Annotated in this window: 20 protein-coding genes; 16 read left to right on the top strand and 4 right to left on the bottom strand. The window is 71.3% G+C overall.

Going from position 1 to position 20,239, the window contains the following annotated elements; genetic code table 11:
• Nucleotides 1-102 precede the first annotated feature (102 nt).
• The 7 genes from hrcA to ACIRD8_RS00330 all read left to right on the top strand — a co-directional run bounded on the left by hrcA (nt 103) and on the right by ACIRD8_RS00330 (nt 6,563).
• A complete protein-coding gene (gene hrcA / locus ACIRD8_RS00300; RefSeq protein ID WP_403985596.1) occupies nt 103-1,119 on the top strand; it encodes a heat-inducible transcriptional repressor HrcA in 1,017 nt (338 codons plus the stop codon).
• Entirely contained in the window at nt 1,120-2,256 is a 1,137-nt protein-coding gene (gene dnaJ / locus ACIRD8_RS00305; protein ID WP_403984411.1) for a molecular chaperone DnaJ, read from the top strand.
• Nucleotides 2,257-2,380: 124 nt separating this feature from the next.
• Complete coding sequence (locus tag ACIRD8_RS00310) at nt 2,381-3,454, top strand: nitronate monooxygenase (protein WP_403984413.1); 1,074 nt, start codon at nt 2,381-2,383, stop codon at nt 3,452-3,454.
• On the top strand, nt 3,451-4,197 hold the full coding sequence (locus ACIRD8_RS00315; protein WP_403984415.1) for a 16S rRNA (uracil(1498)-N(3))-methyltransferase: 747 nt from the start codon (nt 3,451-3,453) through the stop codon (nt 4,195-4,197). The genes ACIRD8_RS00310 and ACIRD8_RS00315 overlap by 4 nt, the downstream gene beginning before the upstream one ends.
• An 82-nt stretch (nt 4,198-4,279) precedes the next feature.
• The gene (locus tag ACIRD8_RS00320) at nt 4,280-4,639 is read left to right on the top strand and encodes a histidine triad nucleotide-binding protein (RefSeq protein ID WP_403984416.1); all 360 of its coding nucleotides are present in this window, start codon (nt 4,280-4,282) and stop codon (nt 4,637-4,639) included.
• 12 nt (nt 4,640-4,651) lie between these two features.
• Entirely contained in the window at nt 4,652-5,560 is a 909-nt protein-coding gene (locus ACIRD8_RS00325) for a ribonuclease Z (RefSeq protein WP_403984418.1), read from the top strand.
• A gap of 10 nt (nt 5,561-5,570) precedes the next feature.
• Nucleotides 5,571-6,563, top strand: a complete 993-nt coding sequence (locus ACIRD8_RS00330; RefSeq protein WP_403984420.1) for an adenosine deaminase — start codon at nt 5,571-5,573, stop codon at nt 6,561-6,563.
• Here ACIRD8_RS00330 and ACIRD8_RS00335 read toward each other — a convergent pair.
• Nucleotides 6,527-7,885, bottom strand: a complete 1,359-nt coding sequence (locus ACIRD8_RS00335; RefSeq protein ID WP_403984422.1) for an MFS transporter — start codon at nt 7,883-7,885, stop codon at nt 6,527-6,529. The genes ACIRD8_RS00330 and ACIRD8_RS00335 overlap by 37 nt on opposite strands.
• Nucleotides 7,886-8,241: 356 nt before the next feature.
• Between ACIRD8_RS00335 and ACIRD8_RS00340 the strand changes: the two genes are divergently transcribed.
• From ACIRD8_RS00340 to ACIRD8_RS00360, 5 genes are all read left to right on the top strand, one after another.
• Nucleotides 8,242-9,345 carry a carbohydrate kinase family protein gene (locus ACIRD8_RS00340; RefSeq protein ID WP_403984424.1) on the top strand — a complete coding sequence of 368 codons (1,104 nt, stop codon included), beginning with the start codon at nt 8,242-8,244 and terminating at the stop codon, nt 9,343-9,345.
• Nucleotides 9,346-9,504: 159 nt separating this feature from the next.
• Nucleotides 9,505-10,527 carry a PhoH family protein gene (locus ACIRD8_RS00345; RefSeq protein ID WP_403984426.1) on the top strand — a complete coding sequence of 341 codons (1,023 nt, stop codon included), beginning with the start codon at nt 9,505-9,507 and terminating at the stop codon, nt 10,525-10,527.
• A 12-nt stretch (nt 10,528-10,539) separates the two neighbouring features.
• Nucleotides 10,540-11,037, top strand: coding sequence for an rRNA maturation RNase YbeY (gene ybeY, locus ACIRD8_RS00350; protein WP_277334053.1), 498 nt, complete (start codon nt 10,540-10,542; stop codon nt 11,035-11,037).
• Nucleotides 11,034-12,317 (top strand): hemolysin family protein, encoded by a 1,284-nt coding sequence (locus ACIRD8_RS00355; RefSeq protein ID WP_403984428.1) that lies wholly within the window; start codon nt 11,034-11,036, stop codon nt 12,315-12,317. The genes ybeY and ACIRD8_RS00355 overlap by 4 nt, the downstream gene beginning before the upstream one ends.
• Nucleotides 12,314-12,667, top strand: a complete 354-nt coding sequence (locus tag ACIRD8_RS00360; protein ID WP_403984430.1) for an MmcQ/YjbR family DNA-binding protein — start codon at nt 12,314-12,316, stop codon at nt 12,665-12,667. The genes ACIRD8_RS00355 and ACIRD8_RS00360 overlap by 4 nt, the downstream gene beginning before the upstream one ends.
• Before the next feature lie 21 nt (nt 12,668-12,688).
• On the opposite strand, the gene ACIRD8_RS00365 is transcribed toward ACIRD8_RS00360, so the two are convergent.
• The gene (locus ACIRD8_RS00365; protein WP_403984432.1) at nt 12,689-14,107 is read right to left on the bottom strand and encodes an MFS transporter; all 1,419 of its coding nucleotides are present in this window, start codon (nt 14,105-14,107) and stop codon (nt 12,689-12,691) included.
• 100 nt (nt 14,108-14,207) lie between these two features.
• On the opposite strand from ACIRD8_RS00365, the gene ACIRD8_RS00370 reads away from it, so the two are divergent.
• The 3 genes from ACIRD8_RS00370 (at nt 14,208) to era (ending at nt 16,587) form a co-directional block, all read left to right on the top strand.
• Nucleotides 14,208-15,131, top strand: a complete 924-nt coding sequence (locus tag ACIRD8_RS00370; protein ID WP_403984434.1) for a helix-turn-helix transcriptional regulator — start codon at nt 14,208-14,210, stop codon at nt 15,129-15,131.
• A 75-nt stretch (nt 15,132-15,206) separates the two neighbouring features.
• Nucleotides 15,207-15,560 carry a cytidine deaminase gene (locus ACIRD8_RS00375; protein ID WP_403984436.1) on the top strand — a complete coding sequence of 118 codons (354 nt, stop codon included), beginning with the start codon at nt 15,207-15,209 and terminating at the stop codon, nt 15,558-15,560.
• 52 nt (nt 15,561-15,612) lie between these two features.
• Nucleotides 15,613-16,587, top strand: a complete 975-nt coding sequence (era, locus tag ACIRD8_RS00380) for a GTPase Era (protein WP_403984438.1) — start codon at nt 15,613-15,615, stop codon at nt 16,585-16,587.
• A 56-nt stretch (nt 16,588-16,643) separates the two neighbouring features.
• Here the strand turns inward: era and ACIRD8_RS00385 are convergent, their stop codons facing one another.
• Both ACIRD8_RS00385 and ACIRD8_RS00390 read right to left on the bottom strand, forming a co-directional pair.
• A complete protein-coding gene (locus tag ACIRD8_RS00385; RefSeq protein WP_403984440.1) occupies nt 16,644-16,910 on the bottom strand; it encodes a protealysin inhibitor emfourin in 267 nt (88 codons plus the stop codon).
• Between the two features lie 62 nt (nt 16,911-16,972).
• The gene (locus ACIRD8_RS00390; protein ID WP_403984442.1) at nt 16,973-18,049 is read right to left on the bottom strand and encodes a M4 family metallopeptidase; all 1,077 of its coding nucleotides are present in this window, start codon (nt 18,047-18,049) and stop codon (nt 16,973-16,975) included.
• 292 nt (nt 18,050-18,341) lie between these two features.
• On the opposite strand from ACIRD8_RS00390, the gene leuA reads away from it, so the two are divergent.
• Nucleotides 18,342-20,144 (top strand): 2-isopropylmalate synthase, encoded by a 1,803-nt coding sequence (leuA, locus tag ACIRD8_RS00395; protein ID WP_403984444.1) that lies wholly within the window; start codon nt 18,342-18,344, stop codon nt 20,142-20,144.
• The last annotated feature ends 95 nt before the right edge of the window (nt 20,145-20,239 follow it).

The following is a 20,239-nucleotide window of genomic DNA, read 5'->3' on the forward strand; positions in this document are numbered from 1 at the left end:
CGGGCCCACCCCGCCCCCGTACACTGACCGGGGGGGATGCTGGCACTCGAACGCACAGAGTGCCAGGCAGACGCCGAAGAACCACAGCTGGAGGTGTGCGCGGTGCTCAGCGAACGCAGACTCGAAGTGCTGCGCGCCATCGTCCAGGACTATGTCGGCACCGAGGAGCCCGTCGGCTCCAAGGCGCTCACGGAGCGGCACAGCCTCGGGGTCTCCCCGGCGACTGTCCGCAACGACATGGCGGTGCTGGAGGACGAGGGCTTCATCGCCCAGCCCCACACGAGTGCGGGGCGCATTCCGACGGACAAGGGCTACCGTCTCTTCGTCGACAAGCTGGCGGGCGTCAAGCCCCTGTCGTCGCCGGAGCGCCGGGCCATTCAGAATTTCCTCGACGGCGCGGTCGACCTCGACGACGTCGTGGGCCGCACGGTCCGGCTGCTCGCGCAGCTGACCAGGCAGGTCGCCGTCGTGCAGTACCCCTCGCTGACCCGTTCGACGGTCCGGCACGTGGAGCTGCTTCTCCTGGCTCCGGCCCGGCTGATGCTCGTCCTGATCACGGACACGGGCCGGGTCGAACAGCGTATGATCGACTGTCCTGCACCGTTCGGTGACACGTCACTGGCCGATCTGCGGGCCCGGCTCAACAGCCGGGTCGTGGGACGACGCTTCGCGGACGTCCCGCGGCTGGTGCAGGACCTTCCGGAGTCCTTCGAGACCGAGGACCGGGGAACCGTATCGACGGTGCTCTCCGTCCTCCTCGAGACTCTGGTCGAAGAGACGGAGGAGCGGCTGATCATCGGCGGCACCTCCAACCTCACCCGCTTCGGGCACGACTTCCCTGTGATGATCCGGCCGGTGCTGGAGGCATTGGAGGAGCAGGTCGTGCTGCTGAAGCTGCTCGGTGAGGCGACGGACTCAGGCATGACCGTACGGATCGGGCACGAGAACGCCCACGAGGGCCTCAACTCCACGTCCGTCGTCGCGGTCGGCTACGGTTCGGGCGACGAGGCAGTCGCCAAACTCGGCGTGGTCGGACCGACCCGCATGGACTACCCCGGAACGATGGGAGCGGTACGCGCAGTGGCACGTTACGTCGGACAGATCCTGGCGGATTCGTAAGTGGCCACGGACTACTACGCCGTACTAGGCGTGCGCCGCGACGCATCTCAGGACGAGATCAAGAAGGCATTCCGTCGGCTCGCCCGCGAGCTGCACCCGGATGTCAACCCGGATCCGAAGACCCAGGAGCGGTTCAAGGAGATCAACGCCGCTTACGAGGTGCTGTCGGACCCGCAGAAGAAGCAGGTCTACGACCTCGGCGGCGACCCGCTGTCCCAGTCGGGCGGCGGCGGCGCGGGAGGGTTCGGAGCCGGCGGCTTCGGCAACTTCAGCGACATCATGGACGCGTTCTTCGGCACGGCGTCGCAGCGCGGGCCCCGCTCGCGCACCCGGCGCGGCCAGGACGCGATGATCCGCCTGGAGATCGACCTCTCCGAGGCGGCCTTCGGCACCACCAAGGACATCCAGGTCGACACGGCGGTCGTCTGTACGACCTGCAGTGGCGAGGGCGCCGCACCCGGCACCTCCGCGCAGACCTGTGACATGTGCCGCGGCCGCGGCGAGGTCTCCCAGGTCACCAGGTCGTTCCTCGGCCAGGTCATGACCTCGCGGCCCTGCCCGCAGTGCCAGGGCTTCGGCACGGTCGTGCCGACCCCGTGCCCCGAGTGCGCCGGTGACGGACGCATCCGCTCGCGGCGCACCCTCACCGTGAAGATCCCCGCCGGTGTCGACAACGGCACCCGGATCCAGCTCGCGGGCGAGGGCGAGGTCGGCCCCGGCGGCGGCCCCGCCGGCGACCTGTACGTCGAGATCCACGAGCTCCCGCACGCCGTGTTCCAGCGGCGCGGCGACGATCTGCACTGCACGGTCACCATCCCGATGACGGCCGCGGCGCTCGGCACCCAGGTGCCGCTGGAGACGCTCGACGGCCTGGAGGAGATCGACATCAGGCCGGGCACCCAGTCCGGCCAGTCGGTCCCGCTGCACGGGCGCGGCATCACGCACCTGCGCGGCGGCGGGCGCGGCGACCTGATCGTGCACGTCGAGGTCATGACCCCGACGAAGATGGACCCCGAGCAGGAGCGCCTCCTGCGGGAGCTGGCCAAGCTGCGCGGCGAGGAGCGGCCCACGGGTCAGTTCCAGCCGGGACAGCAGGGCCTCTTCTCCCGTCTGAAGGACGCCTTCAACGGCCGCTGAACCCTGTCACCGCACCCGCCCCGCCGGTCCCGTACCGGTGGGGCGGTGCTGTGCCCGAGGGGACCCGTCCACCGTGTGAAAGGGCTGATTCGGCACGATCCGCGGGACGTGGCACGATGCGGTCATGTCCTTGGCCCTGACCGATCTCTGCCGGTACCCGATCGTGCAGGCCCCGATGGCGGGCGGCGCGTCCCGGCCGGAGCTGGCCGCCGCCGTCACCGAGGCCGGCGGGATCGGCTTCCTCGCCGCCGGCTACAAGACAGCCGACGGGATGTACAACGAGGTCGAGCAGGTGCGGAGGCTGACCGGCGGGCCCTTCGGCGTGAACCTCTTCATGCCGCAGCCGCAGGTCGCCGACCCCGGCGCCGTCGAGATCTACAGCAACCAGCTCGCCGGAGAGGCCGCCTGGTACGAGACCCCGCTCGGCGACCCGGACTCCAGCGGCGACGACGGCTACGAGGCCAAGGTCGCGATCCTGCTGGAGGACCCGGTCCCCCTGGTCTCCTTCACCTTCGGCTGCCCCACCCGCGAGGTCCTCGCCGCGTTCGCCGCCGTCGGCACGTCCACCGTCGTCACGGTCACCTCGCCCCAGGAGGCGCGGAACGCCCGGTGGGCGGGCGCCGACGCGCTCTGCGTCCAGGGCACCGAGGCGGGCGGCCACCAGTCCACGCACCGCGACGACCCGCAGGGCGGCCTCGCCGCCACCGGGCTGCTCCCGCTGATCACCGAGGTCCGCGAGTCGGTCCAGCTGCCGGTCATCGCCGCCGGCGGGCTGATGCGCGGCTCCCAGATCACGGCCGTCCTGGCCGCCGGGGCCGACGCCGCCCAGCTCGGCACGGCGTTCCTGCCGTGCCCCGAGTCCGGGGCGCACCCGCTGCACAAGCAGGCCCTGACCAACCCGCTGTTCGTGACCACGGCCCTGACCCGGGCCTTCTCCGGCCGCCCCGCGCGCGGCCTGGTCAACCGGTTCGTACGGGAGCACGGGCCGTACGCCCCCGCCGCCTACCCGCAGGTGCACCAGCTGACCAGCGGGCTGCGCAGGGCCGCCGCCAAGGCCGGGGACGCCCAGGGCATGGCCCTGTGGGCGGGCCAGGGCCACCGGATGGCACGCGAGCTGCCCGCCGGGGAGCTCGTGAGCCTGCTCGCCGCAGAGATGGAAGCCGCCCGAGCGGCCGTGAGTGTGAGGAGTGCCCGGTGACGGCACCGGTCTTCGTCGTCGAACAGCTGCCCGACGGGCCGGAGTTCGTCCTGGACGGCCCCGAGGGACGGCACGCCGTCTCCGTGAAACGGCTGAACCCGGGGGAGGACCTCGTCCTCACCGACGGACGGGGCCGCTGGGCGGAGGGCGTCGTACGGGCGGCCGAGGGCAAGGACCGGCTGGTGGTCACCGTCCTCGGGAGCGTCCACGAGGAGGCGGCGCCCGCGCCCCGCATCACCGTCGTCCAGGCGCTGCCCAAGGGCGACCGGGGCGAGCTCGCCGTGGAGACGATGACCGAGACGGGCGTCGACGCGGTCGTGCCCTGGCAGGCCGCGCGCTGCATCACGCAGTGGAAGGGCGACCGGGGCCTCAAGTCCCTCGCCAAGTGGCGGAGCACCGCGCGCGAGGCGGGGAAGCAGTCGCGCCGGGTGCGGTTCCCCGAGGTGGCGGACGTCATGACGACCAAGCAGGTCGCGGCCCTGCTGGCCGGGGCGGACTTCGCGGGCGTCCTGCACGAGGACCGGGACAGTGGCAGCGAGCCGCTCGCCACCGCCGAACTCCCCGCCCACGGAACGATCGTGCTGGTCGTGGGCCCGGAGGGCGGGGTCTCGCCCCAGGAGCTGGCCGCGTTCGCCGAGGCGGGGGCGCCCCCGTACCGGCTCGGTCCCAGTGTGCTGCGCACCTCGACCGCGGGGACCGCCGCGGCGGCCCTCCTGATGGGGCGCACCGGCCGCTGGAGCTGACGGCGGCCCGCTCTCCCCGCCCCGGCCGGATAGCATGCCGGTGTACTGATCACGAGGACCGAACGACCGAGGAGGCCGGGCCATGGCGGGAGAGCCGCAGACCGACTGCCTGTTCTGCAAGATCGTTACCGGGGACATCCCGGCGACCATCGTCCGTGAGAGCGGGACGACCGTCGCCTTCCGCGACATAAACCCCCAGGCCCCCACCCACGTCCTGGTCATCCCCAAGGCGCACTACCCGGACGCCGCCGCGCTCGCCGCCGCCGACCCGCAGGCAGCCGCCGACGTGCTGCGCGAGGCGGGACTGGTCGCCGCCGACGAGAAGATCACCGAGAGCGGCTACCGCATCGTCCTCAACACCGGCGCGGGCGCCGGGCAGACCGTCTTCCACGCGCACGCCCACGTCCTGGGCGGGCGCGGGATGCAGTGGCCCCCCGGATAGGGCCAACCACCCGTGTCCGTACGAGAACTGGTGATCCTCGGCACCGCCAGCCAGGTGCCGACCCGTCACCGCAACCACAACGGCTACCTGCTGCGCTGGGACGGGGAGGGCATCCTCTTCGACCCGGGCGAGGGCACCCAGCGCCAGATGCTGCGGGCGGGCGTCGCCGCTCACGACATCCACCGGATCTGCGTCACGCACTTCCACGGCGACCACTCGCTCGGCCTGGCGGGCGTGATCCAGCGGATCAACCTCGACCAGGTCCCGCACCCCGTCACCGCCCACTTCCCGGCGAGCGGACAGCACTTCTTCGACCGGCTCCGGTACTCGACCGCCTACCGCGAGTCCGTCGAGCTGACCGAGGCCCCGGTCGCCGCCGACGGCGTCCTGGCCACCACCGGCTCGTACACCCTGGACAGCCACCGGCTCTCGCACCCGGTCGAGTCCTACGGCTACCGCCTCACCGAGCCCGACCGGCTGCGCATGCTGCCCGCGAAGCTGGCCGAGCACGGCATCGGCGGGCCCGACGTCGGACGGATCCAGCGCGAGGGCGTCCTGCGCGGCACCCCGCTGGAAGAGGTCTCCGAGACCCGCCGCGGACAGCGCTTCGCGTTCGTCATGGACACCCGTCTCTGCGACGGCGCGTTCGCGCTCGCCGAGGGATGCGACATGCTGGTCATCGAGTCGACGTTCCTCGACGAGGACGGCAGGCTCGCCGCCGACCACGGCCACCTCACCGCAGGACAGGCGGCCCGGGTGGCGAAGGAGTCGGGCGTACGGCACCTCGTGCTGACGCACTTCTCCCAGCGCTACACGGACCCCGACGCCTTCGAACGCCAGGCCAGGGCAGCCGGCTACGAAGGTGAACTGACCATCGCCCAGGACCTGATCAGGGTCCCGGTACCCACCCGCCACACGTAACGAGAACCCCGTGCACCTCCCCAAAGCCGAACTCCACCTCCACATCGAGGGGACCCTCGAACCCGAGCTGGCCTTCGCCCTCGCCGCACGCAACGGCGTCGAACTGCCCCACGCGGACACCGAAGAGCTCCGCAAGGCCTACCTCTTCGAGGACCTGCAGACCTTCCTCGACCTGTACTACGCCCTGATGGCCGTGCTGCGCACCGAGGAGGACTTCGCCGAACTGGCCGACGCCTACCTCGCCCGCGCCGCCGCCCAGGGCGTCCGGCACGCGGAGATCTTCTTCGACCCGCAGGCCCACACCGACCGCGGCGTGCCGATCGGCACCGTGATCGAGGGACTCGGCAGGGCGCTCGACCGCAGCGAGGAGACGCACGGCATCTCCACCCAGCTGATCATGTGCTTCCTGCGCGACAAGTCCGCCGAGTCGGCACTGGAGACCCTGGAGGCCGCGAAGCCGTACCTCCACCGCATCAGCGCCGTGGGCCTCGACTCCGCGGAGGTCGGGCACCCGCCCGCGAAGTTCCGCGAGGTGTACGCGGCCGCCACGGCCCTCGGGCTGCGCAAGGTCGCCCACGCCGGCGAGGAGGGCCCGCCCGAGTACATCCGGGAGGCCCTCGACGTCCTCGGCGTCGAACGGATCGACCACGGGCTGCGCTGCATGGAGGACCCGGAGCTGGTGGACCGGCTGGTCTCCGAGCGGATCCCGCTGACGCTCTGCCCGCTCTCCAACGTACGGCTGCGCGCCATCGACGTCCTGGAACAGCACCCGCTGCGGGCCATGATGGACGCGGGGCTGCTCTGCACGGTGAACTCCGACGACCCCGCCTACTTCGGCGGTTACGTCGGAGACACCTTCCACGCCGTGCACGAGGCGCTCGGCCTGGACCGCGAGCAGCTGCGCACCCTGGCCCGTAACTCCTTCGAGGCGGCCTTCCTCGACCACGACGAGGAGCGCAGGGCGCGCTACCTCTCCGAGGTCGAGGCGTACGCGTTCGACTGACCGGAACCTCCGTCCGGGCCCGCCGTCCGGATCGCGCTCCGCACCAGCCGCCTGCGCCGCAGCGCGGGCACGCTGATCTCCGCGACCGCCTGCTCCGGCGCGCCCAGCTTGGGCACCGCGCCGGACAGGCTGTTGGTCGTGGCGGCGAGCAGCGCGGCCGGGGCGCCGCCCCTGCGCCGTACGGAACCGGGCACCAGCGGCCGGCCGCCGGTGTGCAGCGCCACCGCGGTGACGGGGGCCGCGACCAGGAGCGTGGCGGCCCCCAGGATCAGGCCCATCACGGCGTAGCCCGCCTGCTCGGAGAGCACGCTGCCGAGCAGGGGGCCGCAGGCCGTGCCGACGGACGCCGCCGAGCCGGCGAGGACCGCCCAGCGGCCGCGCACGTCCAGGGAGGCCGCCAGTCCGATCAGATACGACAGGACCACCGGGTAGAAGGTGTTCCACGCGATCTCACCGGTCGCGAAGGACCCCAGGTCCTCGGCCGAGGAGCTGAGTACGATGCTCCCCGCGATGATCATCGTCCCGAGGCCGATCGGCACCGCGCGCCCGAGCCGGGCGCCCAGCACGCCGGCGCCCATCACGCCGAGGAGTCCCGCTCCCAGCGCGGCGGCGAACACCGCGCCGACGGTCACCTCGGAGAGACCCACCTGCTCGGCGCCGATGCGGCTGCTCACGCCCCACAGGGCGTTCTGCGCCATGGACCAGACGAGCATCCCGCCGGCCAGCACCAGCCCCGACTGCCGGTGCGGCAGCCGCCCCTGCACGGGTGACGTCCCGTTGACCGGCGCGGGGCCGCCCAGCCGGGAGGTGGCGGGCCAGACGAGCAGGGCGACCAGCGCGATGGAGGCGAACGGCAGCCGGTGGCCGCCGCCCAGGTGGGGGATCGTCAGGTAGAGGGCGCCCGCCGTCGCCGAGACGCTGAGCAGCCCGAGCGACGAGGTCCGGTGCGGGTCGCGCTGCGCGGCGATGCCGGACGCCGCGACGGCGGTCGCCGTACCGGAGCCGAAACCGCCGGCCACGACACCCACGATCACCAGCGGCATCGAGGTGGTCAGCGCCGCGCAGCCGTAGCCGAGTGCGGCGAGCAGCAGCCCCGCGCGCGCCGGTCTCCGCGACCCGAATCTCTCGACGCGCCCCGCCAGCGCGAAGCCGGCCGAGGCCGAGCTGAGCAGGAGCGCGCTGCCGACCAGGCCGGCCTGGGCGGAGGTCAGGCCCAGGTAGGTGCTGAGGCGGCCGACGATGGTGGGGAGCAGATAGGCGGCGAGGTAACCGGCGGTGAACACGGCGACCAGGGGCCACGCGGCGCGAGGGCGCGAGGACATGGGCGTTCCTGAAGACATGCCAGAGGAGGCGGAAGAAGGCAGGGGAGGGTAAGGCAGGGGTGAGGCAGAGGAGGGTGGAGCGAGAAAGCGGGAGAAGCGGCACTCGTCGTCAGTCGTCCCGATCGGTGCTCGCGGGCCAATTTGTATCAAGCGCGCCCAGCCGACGGAAAGTCGGCTCGATGTGATCTGGGTCACATTAAGGTTTATGCATGATCGAGCCGGGTAGCTGCGCATGTTTATGCAGGTGGGAGTGAGTGTGCGGGCCACGGCGCGGACCCTCCGGAAGGCGCGGCGGATCCGGCACACTGGCCGCATCCCGCACACTGTTCAGATCTGCCACGGCCGGGGAGCGCACGGTGAGTACAGCTGATCCAGGCATCGACCCGCTGCTCGGGCTGCGTGCCCCGCAGGACCCCGCCTGTGACGTCTTCCTGACCGGGACGGTCTTCCTCGACATCATCTTCACCGGGCTGGACAGCGCACCGGTGCGCGGGACGGAGTCCTGGGCCCGGGGGATGGGATCGAGCCCCGGAGGCGTCGCCAACATGGCCACCGCCCTCGCGCGGCTCGGCCTGCGCACCTCGCTGGCCGCCGCGTTCGGCGACGACCACTACGGCGAGTACTGCTGGGACGCCCTCGAACGGGGTGAGGGCATCGACCTGTCCATGTCGCGCACGGTCCCCGGCTGGCACTCGCCCGTCACCGTCTCCATGGCGTACGAGGGCGAGCGCACGATGGTCTCGCACGGCCACGAGGCACCGGCCCCCGCCGTCCCGCCTGCACCCGGCCGCACCTTCCCGGACTGCCCGCCGCGCGCCCGCGCAGCCGTCGCCTCACTGACCCCCGGCCGCAGCGAGCCCTGGGTGGCCGGGGCCGCCCGGAACGGTGCGATGGTCTTCGCCGACGTCGGCTGGGACGAGACCGGCCGCTGGGACCTGGACGCCCTGCCCGACCTCGGGCACTGCCTGGCCTTCCTGCCCAACGCCGAGGAGGCCATGCGCTACACCCGCACGGACTGCCCGCGCGCCGCCGCCCACGCCCTGGCCGAGCGGGTCCCCCTCGCCGTGGTCACCCTGGGGGCGGAGGGGGCGTACGCGGTCGACCGGACGACCGGGACGGCCGCCGAGGTGCCCGCCATCGCGGTGGAGGCCCTGGACCCCACCGGGGCGGGGGACGTCTTCGTCGCCGGGTTCGTCACCGGGACGCTGGCCGGCTGGCCGCTGGCCGACCGCCTCGCCTTCGCCGGGCTGACGGCCGCCCTGTCCGTGCAGGAGTTCGGCGGATCGCTGTCCGCACCCGGATGGGCGGAGATCGCCGGCTGGTGGCAGCAGGTACGCACCTGCGCCGACCAGGACCCGGCGGCCCTGGAGCGCTACGCCTTCCTGGAGGAGCTGCTGCCGGCCACCAGCAGGGCGTGGCCCCTGCGCCGTGCCGTCCCGACCATCGGCTTCCGGCAGTGAAGGGCCGATGAACACCGGGTGCTGATGGTCCCGGATGCTGACGATCACCGGGTAAAACCGCTGGTGTTGTCGGTGGGGAGTCGTACGCTGGTAGTCCAGAGGCGGTCGAGCAGCGACTGCCCTGCAACGGGAGGTATGCGCAGGCCCGAGGGCCGGCCCATGACTCAGTCACCCACACAGCCGCAGGCGCGCGCCCAGATCCGCATTCCGGCCGCACACCCCATGGTGATGCTCCTGGGGTCGGGCGATTCGCTCCTGCGCGTGATCGAAACGGCGTTCCCGGCCGTCGACATCCATGTCCGGGGCAACGAGATAAGCGCGACTGGAAGCGCGGCGGACGTCGCCCTGATCCAGCGCCTGTTCGACGAGATGGTGCTGGTGCTCCGCACCGGACTGCCGATGACGGAGGACGCTGTGGAACGCTCGATCGCCATGCTCAGGGCGAGCGGGAACGGCGAGGGGGAGGGCGCCGAGACGCCCGCCGAGGTGCTCACCCAGAACATCCTCTCCAGCCGCGGCCGCACGATCCGCCCCAAGACGCTGAACCAGAAGCGGTACGTCGACGCGATCGACAAGCACACCATCGTCTTCGGCATCGGCCCCGCGGGCACGGGCAAGACCTATCTCGCCATGGCCAAGGCGGTCCAGGCCCTGCAGTCCAAGCAGGTCAGCCGGATCATCCTCACCAGGCCCGCCGTCGAGGCGGGGGAGCGGCTCGGCTTCCTGCCCGGCACGCTCTTCGACAAGATCGACCCGTATCTGCGCCCGCTCTACGACGCGCTGCACGACATGCTCGACCCCGACTCGATCCCCCGGCTCATGGCCGCGGGCACGATCGAGGTGGCGCCGCTGGCGTACATGCGTGGCCGTACGCTCAATGACGCGTTCATCATCCTCGACGAGGCGCAGAACACCAGCGCCGAGCAGATGAAGATGTTCCTCACCCGCCTCGGCTTCGACTCGAAGATCGTCGTCACCGGTGACGTCACCCAGGTCGACCTGCCGACCGGCACCAAGAGCGGTCTGCGCCAGGTCCAGGAGATCCTGGAGGGTGTCCAGGACGTGCACTTCTCCAGGCTCACCTCGCAGGATGTCGTCCGGCACAAGCTCGTCGGCCGTATCGTCGACGCGTACGAGAAGTACGACAACGCAGAGGGCCGCACCGGCCGCAACGGGAAGTAGTCGCAGCGCACCATGTCGATCGACGTCAACAACGAGTCCGGAACCGAGGTCGACGAGCAGGCGATCCTCGACATCGCCCGCTACGCGCTCGCCCGGATGCGGATCCACCCGCTGTCCGAACTCTCGGTGATCGTGGTGGACACCGCCGCCATGGAGCAGCTCCACATCCAGTGGATGGACCTCCCGGGCCCGACGGACGTCATGTCCTTCCCGATGGACGAGCTCCGTCCGCCGGCCAAGGACGACGAGGAGCCCCCGCAGGGGCTCCTCGGCGACATCGTGCTCTGCCCGGAGGTCGCGAAGAAGCAGGGCGAGGACGCGGAGACGCAGCACTCGATGGACGAGGAGCTCCAGCTCCTCACCGTCCACGGGGTGCTGCACCTCCTCGGGTACGACCACGAGGAGCCGGACGAGAAGGCCGAGATGTTCGGCCTCCAGGCGGCGATCGTCGACGGCTGGCGCGGTGAGCGCGGGCTGACCGGCCCGTCCCCCGCCCCCACCGTCTCGTGAGCGTTCCCCTCGTCTCCGGGGTCGTCCTCCTGATCGTCGTCGGGTGGCTCGCCGCCTGCGCCGAGACCGGCATCGCGCGCACGTCCAGCTTCCGGGCGGCGGAGGCCGTCCGGGCCGGGCGGCGCGGCAGTGCCAAGCTGGAGCAGATCGCCGCCGACCCCACCCGCTATCTCAACGTGGCCCTGCTCGTCCGGATCGCCTGCGAGATGTCGGCCGGGGTCCTCGTGACGTACGCCTGCCTCAAGGAGTTCCCGGAGACCTGGGAGGCGCTGGCCGTCGCCATGGGCGTGATGGTCCTCGTCAGCTACGTCGCCATCGGGGTCTCGCCGCGCACCATCGGCCGCCAGCACCCGCTGAACACGGCCACCGCCGCGGCGTACGTCCTGCTGCCGCTGGCCAGGATCATGGGGCCGATCCCGCAGCTGCTGATCCTGCTGGGCAACGCGCTGACCCCGGGCAAGGGCTTCCGCAAGGGCCCCTTCGCCAGCGAGGCGGAGCTGCGCGCGATGGTCGACCTCGCCGAGCAGGAGTCGCTCATCGAGGACGAGGAGCGCCGCATGGTGCACTCGGTCTTCGAGCTCGGCGACACCCTCGTGCGCGAGGTCATGGTGCCCCGCACCGACCTGGTCTGCATCGAGCGCTACAAGACGGTCCGTCAGGCGCTGACCCTCGCGCTGCGCTCCGGTTTCTCGCGGATCCCGGTCACCGGGGAGAACGAGGACGACATCGTCGGGATCGTCTACCTCAAGGACCTGGTCCGCAAGACGCACATCAACCGGGACGCGGAGGCGGACCTGGTCTCCACGGCGATGCGCCCCGCCGCGTTCGTCCCCGACACGAAGAACGCCGGTGACCTGCTGCGCGAGATGCAGCAGGACCGCAGCCACGTCGCCGTCGTCATCGACGAGTACGGCGGCACGGCCGGCATCGTCACCATCGAGGACATCCTGGAGGAGATCGTCGGCGAGATCACCGACGAGTACGACCGTGAACTCCCGCCCGTCCAGGAGCTGGAGAACGGCTGCTTCCGGGTGACCGCCCGGCTCGACATCGGGGACCTCGGCGAGCTGTTCGGCCTCGACGCGTACGACGACGAGGACGTGGAGACGGTCGGCGGTCTGCTGGCGAAGGCGCTCGGGCGGGTCCCGATCTCCGGCGCGTCCTCGATCGTCGACCTCCCCGACGGGCGCAAGCTCCGCCTCACCGCGGAGTCCCCGGCGGGCCGCAGGAACAAGATCGTCACGGTGCTGGTGGAACCGGAGGGAACGGAGCCGTCATGACGCCCCAGGAGCTGCGCGCGTTCTGCCTGGAGTTCAACGCGAGCACGGAGGAGTTCCCCTTCGGGCCCGACGCCTCGGTGTTCAAGGTCCTGGGAAAGATGTTCGCGCTCAGCGTGCTCGACGCGGGGCCTCTGAAGGTCAGCCTCAAGTGCGACCCGGACGAGGCGCTGCGGCTTCGCAAGGAGCACCCCGCCGTCGTCCCCGGCTGGCACCTCAACAAGCGGCACTGGAACACCGTGACGGTCTCCGAGCTCCCGGACCGGATGGTCCGGGAGCTCGTGGAGGACAGCTACGACCTGGTGGTGGCCGGGCTCCCCAAGGCCGAACGGCTGCGCCTGGACCGGCCGTAGGGGCCTGCGGCGCCCGCCTCGTCAGGCCCGTCGCAGGCCCGCCGCCACCACGAGTCCCGTCGCGACCAGGACCACCGCCGCGGCGGCCACCACCAGACGTACGCCGTCGAACAGCGAGCCCTGCGTGGTGGAGAGCACCCCCAGCAGCGGGATGCCGACGGTGAGGCCCACCTGCTGGGTGGTGGTGACCAGGCCGGTCGCCAGGCCCTGCTCCTCGTTCGGCACGCCCGAGGTCACCGTCAGGCCGTAGGCGATGATGGCGCCCAGGTGGAAGGCGCTCGCCAGCGACACCGCCACGGTGGCCAGCCAGACGCCCGAGTCCTCGCCCAGGCCGAGCAGCGCACCGATGAACACGCCCTGGCCGATCAGCGACAGGACCAGCACCCGGCGCGCACCGATCCGCCCGACGATCCTCGGGGCGTAGACCCCGGCGGCGACCGAGGCCAGGCCCTGGACCCCGAAGACGAGCCCGGTGCCGAGTGCCGACAGGTGCAGCAGGTCCTGGAGGTAGAGCGTCAGGACGAAGACGATGGTGCTCATCATCGAGAAGGTGGCCAGACCGCCCAGGTTGCCGAACGCGACCGTACGGCGCCGCAGCATCGGCAGGGAGACCAGCGGGGCGGCCGAGCGGGACTCGACGACCACGAAGGCGGTCAGCAGGGCCACGCCCAGCACCAGGGTGACCACCACGTCCGCGCCGCCGAAGCCCCGCTCGGCCGCCGTCGACAGTGAGTAGATCAGCGCGAGCAGACCGCCGGTGACGGTGACGGCACCCGGCACGTCGAGCTTCGGCCGCTCCGGCGTACGCGACTCCTCCAGCAGCTTCGGCGCCAGCACGGACACGAGCACCGCGGCACCGGTCAGCAGCCCCATCGTCGAGCGCCAGCCCAGTGTGTCGGTGAGCACACCACCCGCCACCATGCCGACGGTGAAGCCCAGCGAGAGCAGCGTCCCGCTGATGCCCAGCGCCCGGTCCCGCAGCGGGCCCTCCGGGAAGGTGGTGGTCAGGAGGGACATCCCGGTCGGCACGATGACCGCGGCCCCGAGGCCCTGCAGCGCCCGCCCGGCCAGGAAGGACGCCGGGTCCCAGGCCAGCGTCGCGAGCAGCGAGGACGCCCCGAAGACGGCGAGCCCGGTGAGGAACAGCCTGCGCCTGCCGTAGAGATCGGCGACCCGGCCGAAGAGCAGCAGGAAGCCGCCGGACGGCAGGGCGAACGCGGTGACGGCCCACTGGAGCCCGGACCGGCTCAGTCCCAGGTCCTCGCCGAGGACGGGCAGGGACACGTTCAGTACGGAGAAGTCGAGCGCCACCATGAACTGGGCGGCGCACAGCACGAAGAGCACCAGCCGGGCCCGCCCGGAGAGCGTGGGCGGAGCGGGGGCAACGGAGCCGGGGACACCGGCGGGGACAGCGGCAGGAGTTGGGGTTTCGATCGCCATGTCCACACCCTGGATGCGCCGGAATATCCGTGGGGAGCGGGCACTTATCCTGTTGGCCGCACCACCAGGCAGGCACGCACACGGACACCAGGGGGAGTACGTGGCTTCACCGGCCCAGAACACCGACGCGGTCCGGACCGGCACGGCCCGGCCCGGCGCCGACGACAAGACGCACCGCCTCGCGGAGCTCCGGGAGTTCCTGATGAGCCGCAGGGCCCGGGTCACCCCGGCCGACGCGGGCCTCCCGGACGGCGGGGCGCGCCGGCGCACGCCGGGCCTGCGCCGCGAGGAGGTCGCCGTCCTGGCGGGCGTGGGCGTCTCCTGGTACCAGTGGCTGGAGCAGGGCCGCGACATCACCGTGTCGCCGCAGGTCCTGGACGCCGTGGCCCGCGTCCTGCGCCTCAGCAGCGCGGAGCGCCGCCATCTCTACGTCCTGGCCGGGCTCAACCCGCCCGCCCCGGAGGTCGACCCGGCCCACCGTGACATGTGCGCGGGGCTCAACAGGCTCATCGACGCCTGGATGCCCTTCCCGGCCCACATCATGGACCGCTACTGGAACACCGTGCTCTACAACGACGCGGCGTCGGCGGTGCTCGGCATGCGCCCCGGGATCGTGCAGAACTGCATGATCGCCTTCTTCACCGACCCCGTGTACCGGGCCAGGTCGAAGCACTGGGAGACCATCGCGGGGCAGGTCGTCGCCCAGTACCGGGCAGCCTGCTCGGACAACCCCGACGACGAGGGGTTCCGGGCGGTGGTCGCCGAGGTGAGGGAGCTCAGCCCCGAGTTCGCGGCCCTGTGGGACCGCCGCGACGTCGCCCCGGGCGGCCAGATCAGCAAGGAGCTGGAGCATCCGCTCGTCGGCACGCTGCACGTGGAATCCACCCAGCTGAGGGTGCCCGCGCGCCCCGACCTGGTGATCGTGCTCCACACCCCGCTCCCCGACACCGGCACGGAGGCCAAGCTCCAGTGGCTGGACTCGCCCGAGGGCCGGCGCGGCTCGATGTACCCGGTCCCGGGGTGACCGCGTGAACAGGGTGAACGGGGTGAACGGACCCCGTCGTCGGGCGGGCGCAGGCACGCTTCGTATGCTCAGCACATGACCGACAGCACCGGCCTCGGCGCCGAGGACCGCAAGATCGTCACCCTGGCGCGCAGCGTCCGCGCCCGCAACGCGGTGCCGGAGGGCGCCGCGGTAAGGGACGAGACGGGACGTACGTACGCCGCAGGCACCGTGGCCCTGGAGTCGCTGAAGCTCAGCGCGCTGCAGACCGCCGTCGCGATGGCGGTCGCCAGTGGCGCCACATCCCTGGAGGCGGCGGCCGTCGTCTCCGACGCCGCGGCCGCCTCGGACGCCGACCTTGCCGCCGTCCGTGACCTGGGCGGAGCCGGCACTCCCGTGCTGCTCGCGGGGCCCGACGGCACGCTCCGGTCCACGGTGAGCGCGGGCTGAATCGGGGCGGTGCCCGCCCTGCTGTGCAATGCGGCCGCCGGGATCGGGGAGAATGGGCGCCATGAGCGCTCGACCGAACACAGAAGCTGCTGCGCAGCAGGCTGAGAACACCGCCCCCCACCGGGCCGGCTTCGCCTGCTTCGTGGGCCGCCCCAACGCGGGCAAGTCCACCCTCACGAACGCTCTGGTCGGTCAGAAGGTGGCGATCACCTCCAACCGCCCCCAGACCACCAGGCACACGGTCCGGGGCATCGTGCACCGCGACGACGCCCAGCTGATCCTGGTGGACACGCCCGGCCTCCACAAGCCGCGCACGCTGCTCGGGGAGCGGCTGAACGACGTCGTGCGGACCACCTGGGCCGAGGTCGACGTCATCGGCTTCTGCCTGCCCGCCGACCAGAAGCTCGGCCCCGGCGACAAGTTCATCGTCAAGGAACTCGCCGCGATCAAGAAGACCCCGAAGATCGCGATCATCACCAAGACCGACCTGGTGGAGTCCAAGGCCCTCGCCGAGCAGCTGCTCGCCGTCTCCGCGCTGGCCGACGAGCTCGGCTTCGAGTGGGCGGAGATCATCCCGGTCTCGGCGGTCAAGGACCAGCAGGTGAGCCTGCTCGCCGACCTCATCGCCCCGCTGCTGCCCGAGAGCCCCCCGCTCTACCCGGAGGGCGACCTCACCGACGAGCCCGAGATGGTCATGGTCGCGGAACTCATCCGCGAGGCCGCGCTGGAGGGCGTGCGGGACGAGCTGCCGCACTCCATCGCCGTCGTCGTCGAGGAGATGCTGCCCCGCGAGGACCGGCCGGCCGACAAGCCGCTGCTGGACATCCACGCGAACGTCTACATCGAGCGGCCCAGCCAGAAGGGCATCATCATCGGCCCGAAGGGGAAGCGGCTCAAGGACGTCGGCACCAAGTCACGCAAGCACATCGAGGCGCTGCTGGGCACCCCGGTCTTCCTCGACCTGCACGTGAAGGTCGCCAAGGACTGGCAGCGCGACCCCAAGCAGCTGCGCAAGCTGGGATTCTGAGGCCGCCCCGGGCCCTGGTGGGGGCCCGGGCCTACGCGTCTTCCCTGAGCCCGGGCCTACGCGCCTTCCTTGAGGACCCGGGAGATCAATGCCCGCTGTGCCTCGGTCAGCCGGGGATCCGCGCAGTCGACCGTCCGGTCGCCCACCGTGATCCGGTAGCGGAAGCCGTCCGGCACCCCCGCGGGCGGGCCGCCCCGGCCGACGGTGAGTGCCGACTCGGCCAGGGCCTCCCAGTCGGCGGCGTCGGGCCGCCCCGAGGTATCGATCTCGCCATGGCGTGCGATGCCGGCGAACCCGCCGGTCCGGCTCACCTGAATGCGCATGCGTACCGGCTCCTGCCTGACACCTCGACCCCGCCCGGACGGTCCCGCGTGTACCTACCCGGTCAGCGGGTCGGCACGCCCACCTCCGACCAGGCCTTGAGCACCGCCTCCGCCTCGTCGCCCTCCCCGAACCTGTGCTGCGCCGCCGCGACGGTGAGCTTGGCGAAGTCCTTGAAGGACGCGTCCTGGGCCAGCTCACCGCCGGTCAGCACGTCGAACCAGATCCGCCCGGCCCGCTCCCACGCGTTGCCGCCGAGGGCCGTGGCCAGCAGGTAGAAGGCCCGGTTGGGGATGCCCGAGTTGATGTGGACCCCGCCGTTGTCGTCGTCCGTGTCGACGTAGTCGTCCATGGAGCCGGGCTGCGGGTCCTTGCCGAGCACATCGTCGTCGTACGCCGTGCCCGGAGCCTTCATCGAGCGCAGCGCGACGCCGCTGACCCGGGGGGCGAGCAGCCCGGCGCCGATCAGCCAGTCGCCCTGGTCGGCGCTCTGGCCCAGCGAGTACTGCTTGACCAGGGAGCCGAAGACGTCCGAGACCGACTCGTTGAGCGCGCCGGACTGGCCCTGGTAGGCCAGGTTGGCCGTGTACTGGGTGAGGCCGTGCGCCAGCTCGTGGGCGATCACGTCGATGGCGACCGTGAAGTCGAGGAAGATCTCCCCGTCGCCGTCCCCGAAGACCATCTGCTCGCCGTCGAAGAACGCGTTGTTGTACTTCTCGTCGTAGTGCACGGAGCCGATGAGCGGCAGCCCCTTGCCGTCGATCGAGCTGCGGCCGTACTCCGTGAGGAGCAGGTCGAAGGTGGCGCCGAGCCCCGCGTACGCGCGGTTGACGCTGGCGTCCTGGGTCGCCTCCTCGCCCTCGTCGCGGACCTTGACGCCGGGCAGGTCCGTACCGTGCCGGCAGTCGTACAGGGTGCGGTGGGGCTTGGTGGGGACCGGGGCGGAGGTGCGGGCGGCCTGGGGGGTCCAGGCCAGCGCGGTCACCCGCCGGTGGTGGCGCCGGGCCCCGTCGGCCTCCAGGGTGCGGCGGGCGGGATCGGCCAGTTGCGGGTCGTCCGACTGGGAGAGCTTGTCGAGGACATGGGGCGGCACGATCGTGCAGAAGACGGGCTGGAACTCGCTGTTCGGTCGAAGCTGCATGCAAATGACTGTGGCACTCAGTCACCGAACTGTCACTGGTTGCGATGGCGATTGACGAAATAGAGTGATGTATCACTGTTCTGTCCCCATGAGAGCCCGATCCCGCATACTGATACGGACCGACGCACCAGGCGCCCCTCGGTTAGTGTTGCCGCATCATGCGTTTCGGGCTGCTCCTTCTTAGCTGCCGCGGCGAGGGCCTGTAGTCGTAGGCCGGCTCCCTCCCCGCGGAGTTCGCTGTTGCAGCGACACAGTCGGCCGCCCCTGCTGGACCTCAGAGGAGCCGTACGCCATGACCGCAGTGAATTCCCCCGCGCACACCGATGCCGTCACCACCCCCGTCGGTGGTCCCACCCCGGTGACCAACGCGCGTCAGCTGCAGAAGCCTTCCGGAATGCCGGTCCACAAGTACCGCGGCTACGAGGCCGTGGACATCTCCGACCGCACCTGGCCGGACAACCGCATCACCGTGGCGCCCCGCTGGCTGTCCACCGATCTGCGCGACGGCAACCAGGCCCTGATCGACCCCATGTCGCCGGCCCGTAAGCGCGAGATGTTCGATCTGCTCGTACGCATGGGCTACAAGGAGATCGAGGTCGGCTTCCCGTCCTCCGGCGAGACCGACTTCGCGTTCGTACGCTCCATCATCGAAGAGGGCGCGATCCCCGAGGACGTGACGATCTCCGTCCTGACGCAGGCCCGCGAGGAACTGATCGAGCGCACCGTCGAATCACTGGTCGGGGCGCGGCGCGCCACCGTCCACCTGTACAACGCCACCGCTCCCACCTTCCGCCGCGTGGTCTTCCGCGGCTCGAAGGAAGAGGTCAAGCAGATCGCCGTGGACGGCACGCGCCTGGTCATGGAGTACGCGGACAAGATCCTGGGCGACGAGACGATCTTCGGCTACCAGTACAGCCCGGAGATCTTCACGGACACCGAGCTGGACTTCGCCCTGGAGGTCTGCGAGGCCGTCTGTGACGTCTGGCAGCCGGAGGAGGGCCGCGAGATCATCCTCAACCTGCCCGCCACCGTGGAGCGTTCGACGCCCTCCACCCACGCGGACCGCTTCGAGTGGATGTCGCGCAACCTGAGCCGCCGCGAGTACGTCTGCCTGTCGGTCCACCCGCACAACGACCGGGGCACCGCCGTCGCCGCCGCCGAGCTGGCGATCATGGCGGGCGCCGACCGCATCGAGGGCTGCCTGTTCGGCCAGGGCGAGCGCACCGGCAACGTCGACCTGGTCACCCTGGGCATGAACCTCTTCTCGCAGGGCGTCGACCCGCAGATCGACTTCTCGCAGATCGACGAGATCCGCCGCACCAGCGAGTACTGCAACCAGATGGAGGTCCACCCGCGCCACCCCTACGCGGGCGACCTGGTCTACACCGCCTTCTCCGGCTCCCACCAGGACGCCATCAAGAAGGGCTTCGACGCCATGGAGGCCGACGCCGCCTCCCAGGGGAAGACCGTCGACGACATCGAGTGGGCGGTGCCGTACCTGCCGATCGACCCGAAGGACGTCGGCCGCTCCTACGAGGCGGTCATCCGGGTCAACTCGCAGTCCGGCAAGGGCGGAATCGCGTACGTCCTGAAGAACGACCACAAGCTGGACCTGCCGCGCCGGATGCAGATCGAGTTCTCCCGGATCATTCAGGCCAAGACCGACGCCGAGGGCGGCGAGGTCACCCCGACCCAGATCTGGTCGACCTTCCGGGACGAGTACCTGCCGAGCCCCGAGAACACTGCGGGACGATGGGGTCGCGTGCAGATCCGCTCCGGCCAGACCACGACCGGTTCCGACGGCCAGGACACGATCACCGTCGAAGCCACGGTCGACGGCACGGACACGGTGCTGACCGGCACGGGCAACGGCCCGATCTCCGCGTTCTTCGAAGCGCTGCAGGCCATCGGCATCGACGCCCGTCTGCTGGACTACACCGAGCACACGATGAGCGAGGGCGCGAGCGCGCAGGCCGCCTCCTACATCGAGTGCGCGATCGACGGCAAGGTGCTGTGGGGCATCGGTATCGACGCCAACACCACGCGCGCCTCGCTGAAGGCGGTCGTCTCCGCGGTCAACCGCGCGACCCGCTGACCTCCCCACGCGGCATTCCGGGCATAGGCCCGATACGTCGCTGAACTGCCCGGCCCGAGAGCCCCGTTCACCCGCCAAGGGTGGGCGGGGTTCGG

The sequence above is a fragment of the Streptomyces sp. NPDC102451 genome, assembly GCF_044765485.1.
Lineage (GTDB): Bacteria > Actinomycetota > Actinomycetes > Streptomycetales > Streptomycetaceae > Streptomyces.